Origin of the sequence: Vibrio sp. 1S139, from assembly GCF_041439475.1 — a bacterium.
GTDB classification, from domain to species: Bacteria; Pseudomonadota; Gammaproteobacteria; order Enterobacterales; family Vibrionaceae; genus Vibrio; species Vibrio crassostreae_C.
In genome coordinates, this window is sequence record NZ_JBGOOD010000078.1 from 1 (window position 1) to 17,297 (window position 17,297).

The following is a 17,297-nucleotide window of genomic DNA, read 5'->3' on the forward strand; positions in this document are numbered from 1 at the left end:
ATCGGGCACGAGTCTTCTTTGGGTTATAAATTGAACAAAGTGTGCTCGCGCCCTGCCCTCCTTTAAACAATAAACCTATCTAATCCATCTTGCTGGCCTAAATTTTCCAAGCCAACATACCAAATAACGAGGCTTCAAAAACAGAAACGTTCAACAATTAATCACCCATAGATTGGATTGTTGAAACTAATTGAAGTCATCAAGATAAGTCTTTATCAAACAACAAGTTGAACAGTACAACCTCCTGATATCTATAAGTATTTATTTTCAATTCATTTCAGTATTTTTGGCATTGTTTTATATGACAAAGTACACCCCGCTAGAGCCCCTCGGCTTTAAATAATATCAATAAAATCTAATAACTCGATTCTAATAAAAATAGCCAAATAATGGCATTTAGGAACTTATTCATGCTTAACGTCAGTAAAACCGTTCTATTTAGCTCTGCCCTCTGTTTCATCTCTTTTGCCACTCATGCCAAGATATATTCAGACCAAATCGTATTGGATAACCTCGATGAAGATATCTGCCGTTCCGATTATCGTCCGCTCAGTAATACAGAAGCTCAAGAACACAAAACCGCCCTACTATCTCGCATGAATGTGTGGGACATTGCTGGCCTTAAAAATGACTGGGTGATCATGGGGTCTGGCTACCACGGGCTCATCAAACAAGGACAACCAAGTGACAATACTTGGTGCTACCCCAATACCCCAGACGCAGGCCTGCCTTACTACGAAGCGCAAGCTATCGAAACGAACAATAACCTTGATATTCAACGCGCCTTAGTCAGCGACAACACGAACTTTATCAGGCCACTGAGTTACTTGGCCCATAACCTCGGTTACGCTTGGGTTGGAGGCGATAGCGCGCGTTACGTCGGCCAAGACATGGCAATAAAACCGCTTAACAATGGTTGGGAGATTAAAGGCAATAACGATGGAAGCTGTGCCGGTGATCGCTGTGATGAGAAGACAAGCATCACTGTTGATAACTTCGCTTACACGCTCGATAACACATCGTTTTTACACGGTTCTATGACAGAGACCGACCAAGAACTGATTGAAACCGTCTCGGCTTATGCAATCAATGACGACGATCAGTCTAAACAAATCGTCGTTGACCTTCATTTTGAGCAATCCACACAATGGAGTAAAACCCAACGCTTCGACCTTGCTGATTCAGTCGTCATTGATGAAACCTTTCATTGGCCACAAGTTGGAAAGACAGAAGTAAGAGTAGCGCTAGAAGATGGCCAACGTTTCTCCGATACCAACAATGGTGCTCGTTTTGAACCAACAGAACTGGAAGCCATCATCACCGTGCCTGCTCACTCAGTACTTCCTTTTCAAGTAGAGTTCTTACGCTCTACCATCACTTACCCATACCGTATCAAAACCAGCATGAGTTACGACGTGAACTTCACAGGTTTCCTTCGTTATAGCGGCAATGCGCTAAGCTCACACCCAACAAACCGCCCGACGGTCTCTCACACCTTTACCATGGGAACCACCAGCGAAGATCAAGCCAATATCCGCTACCAATGGGATCACCGTTATATTCCTAGAGAGATGAAATGGTGGGATTGGAGCTGGGCAATCAACACCAATGGTTTAAGTAGCATGCAGTACGCCGCAGGTGCCAGTGTCCGTCCTTTCTACACCTATGTTTCAGGCCAGTTTAGTGCGGAGTCACAATATTCTGGAATGATCGATATTGGTACCGAGCACTCTATTGATTCATTTAACGCCATGACACCTTCAGGCGATTACACACCCTACTACGCTGGTGACATCAAGGTTCTGACTGACTTCGACCCTGCAGCCCTAGCGCAACTGGGTTATAACAGCGCTCAGCTAACGCTTACCCCAATGCAGCCATAAGCCCATAGAAAGTTTCAGCTGTTATTCCAAGCCCATTGCGTCTGCTCTGGGCTTGATTCGTCTTACATTCTCTCAGTCATACATCTGTATTAGCCGCTAAGTATTCACTTTCTGAATCGTTTTTCATTGACTTAAAAATGAAATCATAACGACACACTAATTTGCGTAACTTAGGGTGCAAATAGGCAATCAGATTACAGTGCCTATCAGGAGGATGTATGAAACCAAATCGATCTACGGTACTCACTGGACATGTAAAACACTGCCCATGCTGCTCTACCGAACTGGTCATCAAAGACCACATTCACGTTTGCCCGCGCAATGAAATTGGCGACTGTTACTTCGATGGCTATGACCAACACGAACAGCTCGCTAATACCGATTTTATCGATCATGCAAGTGCCAATGATAGCCTTGTTTACGGCATGTCAGAACACTAAGCGTTATTCAAGATTTGTTGAAGTCATTTCGCGCCAAAAAAATGCAGCGCCAATCGAGTGATTGTTCGCTGCATTCTTAGATCCTGTAAACTTAGCTAACCATTAAAATGGAGCTAGGCAAAACGGATTACCACATTAGATCATCTGGGATCACGAAGTCTTTGTACGGGTCATCTTCGTCTACTTCGTCTGTGCTACCTGCCTGCGTATCAACGATAGATTCTTCGTCGCGCATAGCAATCTTGTTCGCTACTGCTGTTGGGATAACAACGTAGCTCTCGCCTTGACGAGCAATACTTAGAATGCCTTTACTTAGTTGCTTTTGAGTCAGCTCTTCTACGTAAAGGTATTTAACTAGCGTACCGTCGGTGAAGTTGTATTTGATCTCACCGCTCTTCTGTTCGATCTTGTTCATCTCAATCAGTTGCTTCACTTGAGCTTTAATTTCTTTGCTCAACTGTTGTTCTTTCAACTGTTGGTTTAACTCTTTGTCTTTCGCTTGCTGCGCCAGTTTAGTTTCTTCTGCTGCCGCTTTTGCTTCACGAGACTGAACGCGAGACTTTTTAGAGCCTTTCTTCGCCTTCTTTAATTTTTTCTCATTTACCAAGCCAGCTTTAAGCATCTGCTCTTGGAGTGTTAACTTTGCCATGACTTTCCCAGTTCAGGATTAAAAACGGCACTATCATACCTGTTTTTGAGGTTTCTGTTTACTGAACAAGAGTAAATTACAGAACAATCGCAAAATTTATGCTGATAGCTCTAAGCTGTGTCCATATTCCCTTCTTGTTGCTCACAACCTCCACTTTACCGCGACACACAGTTTTCACTTAAGCACGCCAATATTGGCTGTTCCACCGACTCGAAAGCATTAACTGACCCTATTATTCGCGCGCGTACCACTTATCATTCCGATAAGACAATATGTTAATTTTCAATGGTTAATCAATTTTATAAAACCTTGGCATATATCTCATATTTGAATAAATGCCATAGAGTTATAACTCCAATGTCATGACTTACAACATCTGGGCGCTGCCTGCCATCGCTTCACATATTGGTGACCGCTATGACCTACTCCCTCAATATGTAAAGGGCTATGACGTGTTGGCGCTTCAAGAGGTGTTTGCTAACGGCAGAGATGAGTTCTTGCGTGAGCTTGCGAAAGAGTATCCTTATCAAACTAAAATGCTCGATAAAGATGGGATTAACATATACGACGGTGGTGTGATCATTGTCAGCCGCTATCCTATCGTTAATGAAGCGCAGTATGTTTTCCCTGATTGCACGGGCACAGATTGCTTTGCTGATAAAGGTGTTAACTACGCGGAAGTTATCAAGAATGGTCAGGCTTACCATGTTTTCGGTACCCACACGGCATCATTCGATACGGACACCGCTCGTGATTACCGACAACGTCAATTCAAGCAGATGCGTGCACTGGCGCAGTCTCTGAATATCCCGGCATCAGAAACTGTGGTTTACAGCGGTGACTTCAACGTGAACAAGCTCAAGTTCCCAAGCGACTATCAACAGATGTTTGCTAACCTGCAGGCTGATGAACCAACATACTCAGGTTACACCGCTTCTACCTTTGACCCACGCATCAACAACTTTGCGGGAGAGCCTATGTCGGGTGGCGAGAACGTTGAGTATCTCGATTATGTGGTAGTGAGCTCAGAGTATGCCGCTAAAGCGCATAACTACAATCGCGTGGATGTCCCAAGATCAACAAGCAGTGAGTTATGGAAGCACTACAACCTTTCAGACCACTTCCCTGTTAGCGCCGTGATCAAGTAACTCGGTGAACCAATAATGCATCGAGTTATATTAATCCTAATGCTCGTCTTAACGGCGAGCATTATTTGCTATTCGTGGTCATCAAAAACGAACGAAACAGCGCTATCTTCTGCTCAACACACAGAACCTAAGCCGCGTGTTTCTACGGCAACTAATGACGATAATTCCACGCCTACTGCAACCGCTAGTTCGGAAAACTCCGCATCGCACAGCAATCAAGCCCCAGCCGGAGCACTGGACGGTAAAATTCTTGCTGAAAACTTGAGTGAGCTTGAAGGCAAGGCTTTGTTCGATGAACTCGATGGGTTCTGGAAGCTTTGCCAACAACGCGATGACTGCGCAGAGCAACTCGCACGATTGAAATCAGAATTGCCGGGCATATGGTTTGAGTTACTGAGCGACTATCCGCAGCTATCGGCTGACTGGCAATTAACACAAAGCACTATCCCACTTGAATCCATAGAGACTCTTGAAGATCGTGTTGCCTTATTCAAGCAATCTGCACAACAAGTATGGGGAGAGTTGGCCCACCAGCTATTCGCTGACCAGTTTGCTCATCTGGATTTTACGCTTGACGCTAACACCCTTGAAAAGAACGAAGCGAGCCAGTTTTTGGCCAACTATCAAGATTTGCTTAGTGAATGGCAAAACAATACGGGCACGTTAAACGCCGAAACACAGCTTCAAAAATATGAACTGGCAGTATCTTTGATACCCAGCAGCTATAGCCCTGCTGAAGTAGCATCAGTCAAAGCCGACCTTCAAGATGCCTACTTAGATGAAGCGCAGGCCAGCAACATTGCCGCGCGAGAACAACAAGTCGCACAACAGCAACAAACCGTGATGAGTTATCACGAGCAACTGGATCAGCTCAAAGCGACCTTAGACTCTCAGCGATCATCAAGTTATGCCACTTGGACTCAACAAGATTGGGACAGTTATTATCAACAGCAAGTCACCGATTTCAGGGAGCAGTTCTTTAGCAAGTAACGCCTTAACTTAAACCATCACGAAACTGAGCGGGCGTTTTATTGAGCCAACCTTTAAACGCCCTTCTGAAATTTGCAGGGTCGCTATAACCGAGCCTTTCACCGATGTCATCAATGCTCATGGTTGTGCCGAGTAATAGCTCTTTGGCCAGCTCCACTCGAACTTCGGTAAGCAATATTTGGTAACTGGATTCATGGGTCACTAGCTCTCGCCTGAGTGTACGAGAGCTACAACCAAACTCATCCGCGAGTTGTTCAATATTCGGGAAACTGCCTGCGGTTTGATAAAAGATCGTTTTGATCTGGTTAGTCAGCAGATGCTCAGAGTCCAACGTTTCCATTATCGACTGGCAAGACGCAAGATAGCGCTTCAGTGTCGCTGCATCATGAGTCAATAAGGTTTGCGACAAAACCGATACATCAAAACGCAGTTCACAATGGCTCTGCTCAAAAACTACAGGGCACTGGAAACGATCGTCATAGAGCTTGGCGTAATTAGTGCGTGTATAAGGCAAAGCCAAAATATGAATATCCAACTCATGACCAGTCAGCTCTTTGAATAAAGAGACGATTGAACTCAAGAAATATTCACTGCAGAAAGGAAGCAGATCGCCCACTTCCAATGTGTTCTCAATCTGAATCACTGCTTGCTCGGAATCTAGAAACAATTTAACCGAGAAGATAGGACCGTTCAGGCGCAAATACTTGAAGCCCGACTTGATGGCCTCCCCGACATTTTGACTGGTTGATAGCGCATAACCCAACACACCAAAGTGGCTCAAGCTAGCGAGCTCTCCCAACCAAAGCCCCAAACCATCGTGAGGAAAACTCTGATTAGCCGCGCTAAACAACGAAAGCTTGTCAGCGTAAGTCAGTTTTCCATTCGGACCTCGCCAATCCATGTTCGGCAAACCCACATCATTGAGTAGCCTTTCAATATCGATACCTCGTTGCTCTAGCGTATTCAACAGCAGCGCGATATCTAATGTACCCAACTGGTGCCTATGTCCGGTTGGCTTATACTCCGCGATAATCTCCAATAGTCTCTCCTTATATCGAGCCCATTCCCATCAACATGACTACTCAGCCTTAACAACACATGCTGACAAAATCGTGATTGGTAACGCGCTCTTGTCCGAATATGACCTCCCAATTCTACGCTACTCATCGCACAATGGCTTTAGTTGTTAAAATAATGTGAACCATCGCAATGATAAAAACCAACCCAGCCCCACACAGTTTGATTAATTCTAATGGTCAGCCGATCATTGGGCATTTCGATGGCATCCTTAAACACCTAAACATCGAGAACTTTGACTACCGAAACTCGATGGATTCAAAAGCAAACCCTTGGCAGAAGCACTTCCACTATAAGCAATTCCAGTTTGTCAGCATCGTCACCGACACACACATTATCGGCGTCGCTATCGCGGATATTCGCTACTTAGGCTCGGCATTTTGTTATCTGTACGACATAGAAAACAACCATCTGCAAGAGTCATCTTGGTTGAGGCCATTAGGGTTTGATAAGCATGTAACGCCTTCACCATTTGAAGGAAAGACAAGCATTGCAGATCAAAGCATTGCTTTCTATATCGAGGGCGGACAATGGCGAGTTCGCTTGAATACGAAATTCATCAAGGCCGATATTTCTTTAGAGCCTGAAACCGACAGCTTGCCCATGGCGATGTGCAGCCCAACGGGTTATTCAGGTTGGACTTACACCCAAAAGCACAATGCTTTGCGCATCAGCGGTGAAATCCAAATCAAGGGAGAATCACTCGTTCTCGAACAAGCTCGTGCCGGTTATGACTTTTCAGCGGGTTACATGAGACGTGAAACCAGTTGGCGCTGGGCAAGCATCAACACGCAATCCAATGGGACAGATATTGGTTTGAACCTCGCAGCAGGCGTCAATGAAACCGGAGGCTGCGAGAACGTTTTATGGATCAATGGAACTCGGCACTTACTTAACCCGGTACAGTTTGCGTTTAGTCGCCAAGACACCAATTTACCTTGGCAGATAACATCACAAGATGGACGTATAAACCTGACCTTTACGCCCTTAAATAATCGCAGCGAAAAGCTCAATTTATGGCTGTTAAAAAGTAACTTTCGTCAGTTCATTGGTCACTTTTCTGGCTCGATTGAAGACAACAATGGAGTGACACATCAACTCGATGGTGTTCTTGGCCTAACAGAAGATCACTTTGCTCGCTGGTAGCGAAATTTTGCTAACTGAATTTCAGGCGAGCAAGTCTAAGTAAACTTGATACTAAGAACGCGTATGGCGTCTCAACAAGGATAAAACATGAATATCGACGCATTAATCAATTACCCAGAATGGCTACTGCTGGTATTAGCGCCCTTGTTCGTGGTGTGCATGTTGGCTGAGTATTTTATCGGTCAGAAGCAAGGTCGACTGCCTGATAACTCCAGCTATAAGCTTTCAGAAGTGATGTGTAATTTCACGCTGGCGGGAATGCATCAACTCTCCGATTTGCTCACCGGGTTATTGGTCGTGCAGCTGTATCTCTGGATGTTTGGTTGGCGCTTAATGGACATTGAAATGGGCGTGCTGAGTTTTGTTGTATTGATGGTGTTGCAAGACTTTTGCTATTACTGGTTCCACAGAGCAAGCCATCGTGTTCGCTGGATGTGGGCAGCACACGTGGCACACCACAGTTCAGAAAGCATGAACTTCAGTACGGCTTTCCGTCAAAGCTTAATGTATCCACTTGCTGGGATGTGGCTTTTCTGGATACCGTTGGTCATCATAGGTTTTGCCCCTAAGTGGGTCATCTTTGTGGTGCTTCTCAATCTAGGTTTGCAGTTCTTCGTCCATACACAATGGATACGAAGCTTGGGGCCACTTGAATACATCTTTAATACCCCTTCGCATCATCGAGTACATCACGGCAAAAACCCGCAATACATTGATAAGAACTACGCCGGCGTTCTTATTATCTGGGATAAGTTATTTGGTACATTCGAACCTGAAGTTGAAACTGTACGTTATGGCGTCACCAAACCCGTGAACAGTTTTAATCCGATAGTGGTCACCTTTCAAGAATGGAAGGCCATATTCAAAGATTTGAAGAACCGAGAGTTAACCATGAAGCAGAAAGTCCAGTTGATACTCTCGCCTCCATCGGATTAAACGGACGATAGACAGATTGTATTAACTAAGAAACCGCCTCAATCGGTTTCAAAACCTTCCCCACTGACTCGATTGAATAGTAAAGCACCGTTTTCCGGCAATTTATTTGTGATCTGGGTTGCACGCGTACCGCATACTATCAGATACTGAACAAAACTAACCTTCAGCCACAGTAAACGTTCCGCGCTTGCTGTTCAGGAAATTCAATGAGTTCAGATAATCAGCCGACCTACTTCTTTTTCGATTACGAAACGTGGGGCGTTAGCCCAGCAAAAGACCGTCCGAGTCAATTTGCGGGTGTTCGTACCGACCAAGATTTCAATGTTATTGGAGAGCCTCTGGTTATCTATTGCCAACCTCCCGCTGATTACCTCCCTGCGCCTGAAGCTGCACTGATCACCCGTATCACACCACAAAAAGCGGCTTCACAAGGTCTTCCTGAACCAGAGTTTATCGCTAAGATCCATGCTGAGTTGGCGAAACCAAACACCACAAGCCTTGGCTACAACAGTATTCGATTCGATGATGAAGTAACGCGTTACACCTGTTACCGAAACTTCATCGACCCATATGCGTGGAGTTGGCAGAATGGTAACTCACGTTGGGATCTATTAGATGTAATGCGCGCTGTTCACGCACTGCGCCCTGAAGGCATTGTTTGGCCAGAGAACGAAGAAGGTTACCCAAGCTTCAAACTGGAACACCTATCTGTGGCAAACGGCATTGAACACGAGAACGCGCACGATGCGATGGCCGATGTTATTGCGACCATCGAGTTAGCGAAAAAGCTGAAAGCTGCGCAACCTAAGATGTTCGATTACCTTTACAACATGCGTCATAAGCGTAAGCTGAATGATCTGGTTGATATCGTAAACATGACACCATTAATGCACGTTTCAGGCATGTTTGGCCGTGACTGCAACTACACCAGCTGGATTGTGCCTATGGCTTGGCACCCAACCAATCAAAATGCGGTTATCGTGGTTGATTTAGCCAAAGATCCAAGCCCACTGTTAGAACTGGACGCTGATGAACTCAGAGAAAGGCTCTATACCAAACGCAGTGAACTGGGTGAAGACGAACTACCCGTACCCATCAAATTGGTTCAGCTAAACAAGTGCCCTATTCTTGCTCCAGCCAAAACGCTAACGGCTGAAAATGCTGAAACCATCGGTATCGATCGCCAACAATGCCTGAAAAACTTGGCACTGCTGCGCGAACACCCAGAGATCCGCGAAAAACTGATCGGCCTGTATTCACAAGAGCGCGAGTACGAAAAGAGTGATGATGTTGATACACACCTTTACGACGGTTTCTTTTCACCTGCTGATAAAACAGCGATGAACATCATTCGCGAAACTGACCCGAACAACTTGGCGGCTTTGGATATCACCTTCAGTGACGAACGAATTAAACCGTTACTGTTCCGTTACCGTGCGCGTAACTTCCCATGGACGCTCGACGAAGCTGAGCAATTGAAATGGGCGAACCATTGTCGTGAGTTTTATGAGTGCCGTTTAGAAGAGTACATGCTCAACCTTGAAAACCTCGCGCACGAACATGAAAGTGACGAGAAGAAAATGGCTATCTTGAAGGCGGTTTATCAATACGTAGAAAAGTTAGCTAGCTAATTCCATTATCAAGAGACGTAACACTTTGAAAGAAAGATTGATCCAACTGGTTTACTGCTTAATCTCCTTCACCTTAATCATAGGTGCACTTACAGCAGGTAACGCGTTACAGCACTTTTTGGATACCTCGATTCCAGGCAGTATTTTTGGCATGTTGATTCTGTTTGCCGCCATGGTGATTGGTATTGTGCCTTCGCATTGGGTACAGCCCGGTGCAAGTTTGATTATCCGCCTAATGATCTTACTGTTCGTTCCGATCAGTGTTGGGTTGATGGATCACTTCGAAATGCTCATCGCGAATGCATTGCCAATTATGGCGAGCGCCGTTGGTGGCACATTATTGGTGTTAGTATCCTTATCATGGTTCTTAGACCGCTTGCTTTCGAGAGGTAACTGATCATGTGGATTCTACTCACCATCGTGGTATTCCTATTTGCTCGCTGGGTAAGTCAAAAAGTAAACTCGCCGCTGTGTAACCCCCTGCTTATCAGCATTGGTATCATCATTCCGATTCTCACGTTCTTTAGAGTACCGTTTGAGACTTACTATGCTGACAACACTTGGATTACCTACATGCTGCAGCCTGCGGTTGTTGCACTTGCTTACCCACTTTATGAGCAGCTACCTCAAATCAGAGCCAACTGGCGCATCATTACCTTTGCGTGCACGCTAGGCAGTGTGATGTCGATGACAACAACGGCAGTGATCGCAGTAGCATTTAAAGCGGACTTAACTTTGATTGCGAGCTTGTTAGGCAAATCAGTCACCACGCCAATTGCAATGGAAGTATCGAGCCATTTAGGTGGTGAAGCAGCGATTGCGGCAATACTGGTATTGATTGTAGGTCTATTTGGGGCAATTTTTGCTTACCCAATCTACAACCTCATTGGTATTAAGAGCCCGATCGCCCGTGGTTTAACCATGGGTACCGTGTCTCACGCTTTAGGCACCGCGACTTGTGCGGAAAAGAATCAGGAAGATGCGGCATTCAGTTCGTTGGCATTGGTTCTTTGTGGGGTTATCACCTCAATCATTGCACCGAGTATATTTTCGCTCGTGGTTTGGTTCTATTCTTAACCTAAACGATCACTACGCGATCCAGCCCAACCAGAATGCTGTTTATTACAGTGTCTGTTTGGGCTTTTTATTCGCATTTATTTAGCAATAGCAGTCAAGTCACGGTCTTTTACGAGCACTAAGTGCGATATCAGCTGTATAAATGGCTCTTGTAATCGATTTCAAGTGTGACCTCACTCTAATTATGCAAACCAATGTAACAACAACAATTCAATAGTGATCTTTATCACAGAAAATTCCTGAGCAATGCATAAACTTAAAGCCTAAGGTCAATTAAGGATTCAACATGAACAGTCGTATTACCCTGGCGCTGGAAAGTGCTCCATCATCAATGAAAGCGCTTTTGAGTGACATCGTATTAGCAGACAACTTTGACGCGACATTGTCTCCAGAACAATTTGCTAGCCTACTGCAAGCAAGTGGTCTAGCGGATGACGAACTACGTATTGCGCTACTTCCTTTTGCCGCAGCGTATTCTTACGCTCCGTTATCTGACTTTTATGTTGGTGCAATCGTGCGTGGTTTGTCTGGTACTCTGTATTTTGGTGCAAACCTTGAAATCGCAGGTGCTCAACTTGGTCAAACCGTTCACGCTGAGCAATCTGCAATCAGCCACGCTTGGATGAAAGGCGAACTCGGTATCTCAGATATCACCATCAACTTCAGTCCTTGTGGTCACTGTCGTCAATTCATGAACGAACTGACAACAGCAAAAGAACTTAAAGTTCAGCTTCCACAACGTGATGAAATGTCTCTGCAAGAGTACCTACCAGACTCGTTCGGCCCTGCTGATTTAGGTGTAACAACAGGCCTAATGACGAAGCTTGATCATAAGTACACGACCGAAGAAACAACGCCTATTGTTGTAGAAGCGCTAGCTGCACTAAACCGTAGCCATGCTCCTTACACCAAAAACCTAAGTGGCGTTTCATTACAACTGACGTCAGGTGAGATTTTCACGGGTGCTTACGCAGAAAATGCAGCGTTCAACCCGAGCCTACCTCCTCTGCAAGTCGCGTTAATTCAACTTAAACTGGCTGGCTTCGATTTCGAACAAATTGAAAGTGCTGCTTTGGTTGAAATCGCAGAAGGTAGCATCAGTCACCTAGCGGATACGCAATCTACATTAGAAGCGATTAATCCCGACATTCCAGTGACTTACTTAGCAATCTAAGTACATCTGATTAACAAAAATTTAAATAAGCAGCCCTATTTAACAGGGCTGCTTTTTTTATGCCTGTAATTAACGCAACAACCTGCGCAAACGTTTGCTTTTGTCATTGAAATAAGTATGATCACCCCGTTTTCAATCAATCGTTCAAAAGATCGGAAGGAATTTCTATGTTTGGTACTGCTACTCGTGAAAATGCTACTCGTGTACTTCTATTAGGTTCAGGTGAACTCGGCAAAGAAGTTGCTATCGAGTGCCAACGTTTAGGTTTGGAAGTTATTGCTTGTGATCGTTATGCAGACGCACCAGCAATGCAAGTTGCGCATCGTAGCCATGTATTAGACATGTTAGACGGCGATGCACTTCAAGCGATCATTGAACTAGAAAAGCCAGATTATGTGGTTCCTGAAATTGAAGCTATTGCCACCAGCAAGTTGGTAGAGCTAGAAGCGCAAGGCTTAAATGTCGTTCCAACTGCGAATGCGACCAAGCTAACGATGAACCGCGAAGGTATCCGTCGTCTAGCCGCAGAAGAGCTAAAACTGAGCACTTCTCCTTACCGCTTTGCAGACACCTTTGAAGATTTCTCAGCCGCTGTTGAATTCGTCGGTATGCCTTGCGTTGTTAAGCCAGTAATGAGCTCTTCAGGTAAAGGTCAAAGCGTTATCAAAACAGAAGAAGACATTCAGAAGTCTTGGGACTACGCACAAGAAGGCGGTCGTACTGGTACGGGTCGTGTGATCGTTGAAGGCTTCATCGACTTTGATTACGAGATCACGCTTCTAACCGTTCGCGCAGTCGACGGTGTTCACTTCTGTGCACCTATCGGTCACCGCCAAGAAGACGGTGATTACCGTGAATCATGGCAGCCACAAGTGATGTCAGACAACGCACTTAAAGCCGCGCAATACACGGCTGAACAAGTGGTTAATGCACTAGGTGGTCACGGTATCTTCGGCGTAGAGCTGTTTGTTAAAGGCGATCACGTTATCTTTAACGAAGTCTCCCCTCGCCCACACGATACTGGCTTAGTGACTCTGATGTCTCAAGACTCATCGGAATTCGCACTGCACGTACGCGCGTTTACCGGTATGCCGATCAAATCTATCACGCAATACGGCCCTTGTGCATCAGCGGTTATCCTTGGCCAAGGCACTTCAACCAACATTCGTTTTGAAGGTCTTACAGAGGCGCTAGACGCACCACAAACGCAAGTTCGTTTGTTTGGTAAACCCGATATCGATGGTCGCCGTCGTCTAGGTGTGGCGCTTACTCGTCGTAACAGTACTGAGACAGCGATTGAAGATGCCATTGAGAGTGCTTCTAAAGTAAAAGTGATTTACTAACCAGCTATTCAATTCTGAACAATCACGAGTTCAAATCTGAACAATAAAAAAGACGGGCGATCGAGCCCGTCTTTTTGTTGGTGTTATCTGTTGGCTTAACTAAGCAAACTGAACTTAAGCGTCTGACTCAATCAAATACACTTCTTCACTGAATCGAGACAAGCCTTTCTTAGCAATCTTCGGATGTTCATCGTCCGCTATATCTTGATTCAACAATGTGATTTTGTATCCTGAGAACAACTGATCGATCTCTAGTTTAGGTACGCTAAACGGAGGCCCTGCCATCTCGCTTTGGTCATAATCTAGAGTTACCAGAAGGACTTTACCACCCGGTTTCAGCAGTTGTTTCAAACGCTCGACATACTGCACTCGCATCTCTTCAGGCAATGCGACTAAAGACGCGCGATCGTAAATGGTATCGACAGGCTGGATTGGCGCTGAGAAGTAATCGCCCGTGTAGATGTTCAGTTCATCGAATTGATACAGCTCATGCTGACCACTGATTTGAGTCACAGTCGGGGTGTAAAGGTGCTCTGCAAAAAATGCGCGAACCGCAATCTGACTTAACTCGACACCTTGAACATCTTCATGCTTTGAAGCTAGCCAAATCAGATCTTCACTTTTGCCACAAAGTGGAACAAACACACTCTTCTCGTAGCTAGGCTCAGTCTTTTCCCAAAATTTAATCAGTAGTGGGTTTACATCTTCAAGGTGGAAACCAATTTGGTTGGCTGCCCATTTATTGTGCCAAAATTCAGGATTATTCATCTTTCGTTCATGTTAAACAGTCATAATGCAAGGGTACAGTATAGAGAAGTAAGAGCAACCTTAGCTTGGTTTAAAGTACCACATTGGTTTCGATGAAATCAGAAACTGGCTAAGTTCAAAGTTCTAATAATTGCGGAACTAACGGTTGGATTATTTGTCTATATCTTCACATTTTAAAGCAATATTAAACGTTAGAGTTGGTTTCTCTCTTAGCTAGCCCCATTTAATATGTAGTGAGTTTAGTTAAGCTGTTTTTACTCTTATGCGTTACTGGTTACCCCTTTTGACTACCCGTTTTTGTAACCTTGTATTTTGGAGTTTGAATGAGTGTATTTCTCCGTACGACGGCCCTAATGCTATTGGTATTGAGCCGAGCGCCTGCATTCGCAGCAGCACCTGTTTCAACAAGTTCGACTGATCAAACGCGCACTCCTGCGCAAAACCAAGTTTCATCAAACGTATTCCGTCATAGTTTGAGCGGCCTTTACGGCATCAAAGCCTTCGACTCACGCCCGACTCAGCCTTACACCGACTTCGATATTTTGTACAGCAAAGCGCATCAAGGCCAAGCTGAACTAGAAACTATCTGTAAAAGTACTGCCCTACTCACCAATTCTGAAGCGCTATTTGCTGGCGTTAAATCTCAAGCTCGCGCAGAAGAAAAAATCGCCCTTGAGCTTGATGGTGATGTGACAAAAATTACCGACTTAGCCCGTGCAACTATCATCGCGAACGATGTAGAGAGCTTGGTTGAAGTTTACGAAGCGCTAAGCCGTGAAGCAGACGTTGTTAAGCTGAAAAATAAGTTTAAATCGCCGGCTGACTCTGGTTACCGTGACCTTAACTTGTTGGTTCGTTTGCCTAAAACCAACATCATTGCAGAGGTTCAACTTCACTTAAAAACGATTGCTGACGTAAAAAGTGGTCCTGAGCACGAGCTGTACGAAATTATCCAAGGCATTGAGCGTCACGCAATTGCAGAACATCGCCCAATCAACGATATCGAAGCGGCACAAATCAATAGCCTACGACGCCAATCTTTAGAGCTTTACCAACAAGCATGGCAACCGTACATTACAACGCACATTAAAGCGGCTTAACACATAGATAGGCTATTCCAATAAACATCACAAGGGCTGCACTCGCAGCCCTTTTTAGTACTTGTTGAGTAGCCTCTCCACTTCCTATCCCAAATAATCAGATCGTTTAAATTTAGATCTCAGTCTCTTTTCTCCGTCGAACATTTCTGTTTCTATAGCGAATAAGCTTCTGACAAGAAAAGGAATTACGTCAATGCAGAATAACAAATCCATGCTTTCCATCGCGCTACTTGCTGCGTTTTCTGTACACGCTAGTGCTGACGAATGCGGAAAGATCACCATTGCAGACATGAACTGGAACTCGGCGAGCCTATTGCTCATGTCGACCAATTCATTTTGAATAACGGCTACGGCTGTGAAGCGGACTTAATCCCCGGTGATAGCGTCCCTACGGGCACGTCAATGATTGAAAAAGGTCAACCTGATGTTGCGCCAGAGCTTTGGACTAATGGCATCAAAGAAGCGTTGGATAAGGGTGTTGCGGATAAGCGTCTACGTTACGCGGGCAAGTCTTTGGTCAACGGCGGTGAAGAAGGTTTCTGGGTACCAAACTACCTTGTTGAACAGTACCCAGAGCTTACAACCATTGAAGGTGTGATTAAAAACGCAAAGCTGTTTGAACACCCAGAAGATGATGAGAAGTTTGCGTTTTATAGCTGCCCTGCGGGTTGGACTTGTCAGATTACCTCCGGTCACCTGTTCGATGCGCTTAAGTTAGAAGATCACAATTTTGAAATGGTTGATCCCGGCTCAGGCGCCGCTTTAGCAGGTACGATAGCGAAAGCTTACGAACGCAAAAAAGCATGGTTTGGATATTACTGGTCGCCTACGCCTGTGCTAGGTAAGTATGAAATGGTGAAGGTTGATTTCGGAAGTGGTACTGACATTGAGGAATTCCGTAACTGTACGACACAACCTGATTGTGAATCTCCTAAAGTGACCATGTATCCACCAGCACCGGTTCACACAATCACCACAGAAGCCTTTGCTAATAACGAACCTCTTGCCTACCAATACTTTGAAAAGCGTGGTTTTACCAATAAACAAATGAGTGAGTTGCTGGCCTGGATGGAAGACAACCAAGCCGACGCCGAAGAAGACATGTATTACTTTCTAGAAAGCTCACCACAGGTATGGAAGCCTTGGGTGTCTGAAGACATCGCAAGTAAGGTTCAACAAGCCCTTTAGAGTGAAGATTCAAAGTCAGAGGCCTAGCCTCTGTTTTCGCATCTAAAGCAAGTTCTTACCGGACAGTAAATAGATGAAGTTTGAGAAAGGTTACTAAAAATTAAAGAAATGCGTTTAGCTTAAACTCTATGCAGATACAAAAAGACCACGCTAGGCGTGGTCTATTGCTTGGCTACTTCTCGATTTTAATATTTTCGACACGGGCCTTTAGTTTTTGTCCCGGTCTAAAAGTAACAACACGTCGAGCAGAAATTGGAATGTCTTCACCAGTTTTCGGGTTACGACCAGGTCGCTCGTTTTTCTCGCGAAGATCAAAATTACCAAAACCAGACAGTTTTACCTGTTCGCCATTTTCGAGCGCTTTACGAACTTCTTCGAAAAACACTTCCACCGTTTCCTTGGCATCCCGCTTGCTGTATCCGAGTGTCTCAACCAGGTTCTCAGCCAAATCGGCCTTCGTGAGTGCCATAAAACTTTCCTCAAAGCTATGTTAAACATTGCTACCATCGCCAGTAGCGCCAAAGCATTTACCCTATTCAATCAATGAGATAAGGTCATTTACTAGGAAAGTGTATGCCAAGCTTCTGATTTTCGCCAACTTTTTTATCTTAACTATTTAATTATTCTTTCAAATCAGAAAGATAACTCGCTTAAAATTTCACATATATAGCTAAAAACCATCTACTCAACAGCGGTGTTTTTCAAGGTAGTTGTCATCATTTGCTTACTTATTAAGCAGCTTCTCTT

Annotated in this window: 15 protein-coding genes and 2 pseudogenes; 13 read left to right on the forward strand and 4 right to left on the reverse strand. The window is 44.8% G+C overall.

What is annotated here, in order from left to right; all coding sequences use genetic code 11:
- The first annotated feature begins 410 nt into the window (after positions 1–410).
- Complete coding sequence (locus ACED46_RS19185) at positions 411–1,883, forward strand: aerolysin family beta-barrel pore-forming toxin (RefSeq protein ID WP_371722186.1); 1,473 nt, start codon at positions 411–413, stop codon at positions 1,881–1,883.
- Positions 1,884–2,101: 218 nt separating this feature from the next.
- Entirely contained in the window at positions 2,102–2,323 is a 222-nt protein-coding gene (locus ACED46_RS19190; protein ID WP_371722187.1) for a hypothetical protein, read from the forward strand.
- 127 nt (positions 2,324–2,450) lie between these two features.
- Here the strand turns inward: ACED46_RS19190 and ACED46_RS19195 are convergent, their stop codons facing one another.
- On the reverse strand, positions 2,451–2,972 hold the full coding sequence (locus ACED46_RS19195) for a DUF2058 domain-containing protein (RefSeq protein ID WP_371722188.1): 522 nt from the start codon (positions 2,970–2,972) through the stop codon (positions 2,451–2,453).
- 359 nt (positions 2,973–3,331) lie between these two features.
- On the opposite strand from ACED46_RS19195, the pseudogene ACED46_RS19200 reads away from it, so the two are divergent.
- Together ACED46_RS19200 and ACED46_RS19205 are read left to right on the forward strand one after the other, a co-directional pair.
- Positions 3,332–4,120, forward strand: a pseudogene (locus ACED46_RS19200) (sphingomyelin phosphodiesterase); the annotation flags it as partial.
- A gap of 39 nt (positions 4,121–4,159) precedes the next feature.
- The gene (locus ACED46_RS19205; protein ID WP_371722197.1) at positions 4,160–5,110 is read left to right on the forward strand and encodes a chromosome partitioning protein ParA; all 951 of its coding nucleotides are present in this window, start codon (positions 4,160–4,162) and stop codon (positions 5,108–5,110) included.
- 4 nt (positions 5,111–5,114) lie between these two features.
- Here the strand turns inward: ACED46_RS19205 and ACED46_RS19210 are convergent, their stop codons facing one another.
- Positions 5,115–6,149, reverse strand: coding sequence for an AraC family transcriptional regulator (locus ACED46_RS19210; RefSeq protein ID WP_371722190.1), 1,035 nt, complete (start codon positions 6,147–6,149; stop codon positions 5,115–5,117).
- Positions 6,150–6,319: 170 nt separating this feature from the next.
- Here ACED46_RS19210 and ACED46_RS19215 point away from each other — a divergent pair, with 170 nt between their 5' ends.
- From ACED46_RS19215 to purT, 7 genes are all read left to right on the forward strand, one after another.
- A complete protein-coding gene (locus ACED46_RS19215; protein ID WP_017070924.1) occupies positions 6,320–7,333 on the forward strand; it encodes a DUF2804 domain-containing protein in 1,014 nt (337 codons plus the stop codon).
- An 87-nt stretch (positions 7,334–7,420) separates the two neighbouring features.
- Entirely contained in the window at positions 7,421–8,269 is an 849-nt protein-coding gene (locus tag ACED46_RS19220) for a sterol desaturase family protein (protein ID WP_017059137.1), read from the forward strand.
- A 206-nt stretch (positions 8,270–8,475) separates the two neighbouring features.
- Positions 8,476–9,900: an exodeoxyribonuclease I gene (gene sbcB / locus ACED46_RS19225; RefSeq protein WP_017070926.1), complete on the forward strand. Its 1,425-nt coding sequence runs from the start codon at positions 8,476–8,478 to the stop codon at positions 9,898–9,900.
- A 25-nt stretch (positions 9,901–9,925) separates the two neighbouring features.
- Entirely contained in the window at positions 9,926–10,297 is a 372-nt protein-coding gene (locus tag ACED46_RS19230) for a CidA/LrgA family protein (protein ID WP_371722192.1), read from the forward strand.
- 2 nt (positions 10,298–10,299) lie between these two features.
- Positions 10,300–10,977, forward strand: a complete 678-nt coding sequence (locus ACED46_RS19235) for an LrgB family protein (protein ID WP_017059134.1) — start codon at positions 10,300–10,302, stop codon at positions 10,975–10,977.
- A 286-nt stretch (positions 10,978–11,263) separates the two neighbouring features.
- Positions 11,264–12,151, forward strand: coding sequence for a cytidine deaminase (gene cdd / locus ACED46_RS19240; protein WP_017059133.1), 888 nt, complete (start codon positions 11,264–11,266; stop codon positions 12,149–12,151).
- A 167-nt stretch (positions 12,152–12,318) separates the two neighbouring features.
- Entirely contained in the window at positions 12,319–13,494 is a 1,176-nt protein-coding gene (gene purT, locus ACED46_RS19245) for a formate-dependent phosphoribosylglycinamide formyltransferase (protein WP_371722193.1), read from the forward strand.
- A gap of 114 nt (positions 13,495–13,608) precedes the next feature.
- On the opposite strand, the gene ACED46_RS19250 is transcribed toward purT, so the two are convergent.
- Positions 13,609–14,262, reverse strand: a complete 654-nt coding sequence (locus ACED46_RS19250; RefSeq protein WP_371722194.1) for a thiopurine S-methyltransferase — start codon at positions 14,260–14,262, stop codon at positions 13,609–13,611.
- A 323-nt stretch (positions 14,263–14,585) separates the two neighbouring features.
- On the opposite strand from ACED46_RS19250, the gene ACED46_RS19255 reads away from it, so the two are divergent.
- Both ACED46_RS19255 and ACED46_RS19260 read left to right on the forward strand, forming a co-directional pair.
- Complete coding sequence (locus tag ACED46_RS19255; protein WP_371722195.1) at positions 14,586–15,362, forward strand: phosphoribosylglycinamide formyltransferase; 777 nt, start codon at positions 14,586–14,588, stop codon at positions 15,360–15,362.
- A gap of 193 nt (positions 15,363–15,555) precedes the next feature.
- A pseudogene (locus tag ACED46_RS19260) lies at positions 15,556–16,550 on the forward strand (ABC transporter substrate-binding protein).
- 172 nt (positions 16,551–16,722) lie between these two features.
- Here the strand turns inward: ACED46_RS19260 and ihfA are convergent.
- Positions 16,723–17,019: an integration host factor subunit alpha gene (gene ihfA, locus ACED46_RS19265; protein WP_371722196.1), complete on the reverse strand. Its 297-nt coding sequence runs from the start codon at positions 17,017–17,019 to the stop codon at positions 16,723–16,725.
- Positions 17,020–17,297: the final 278 nt, after the last annotated feature.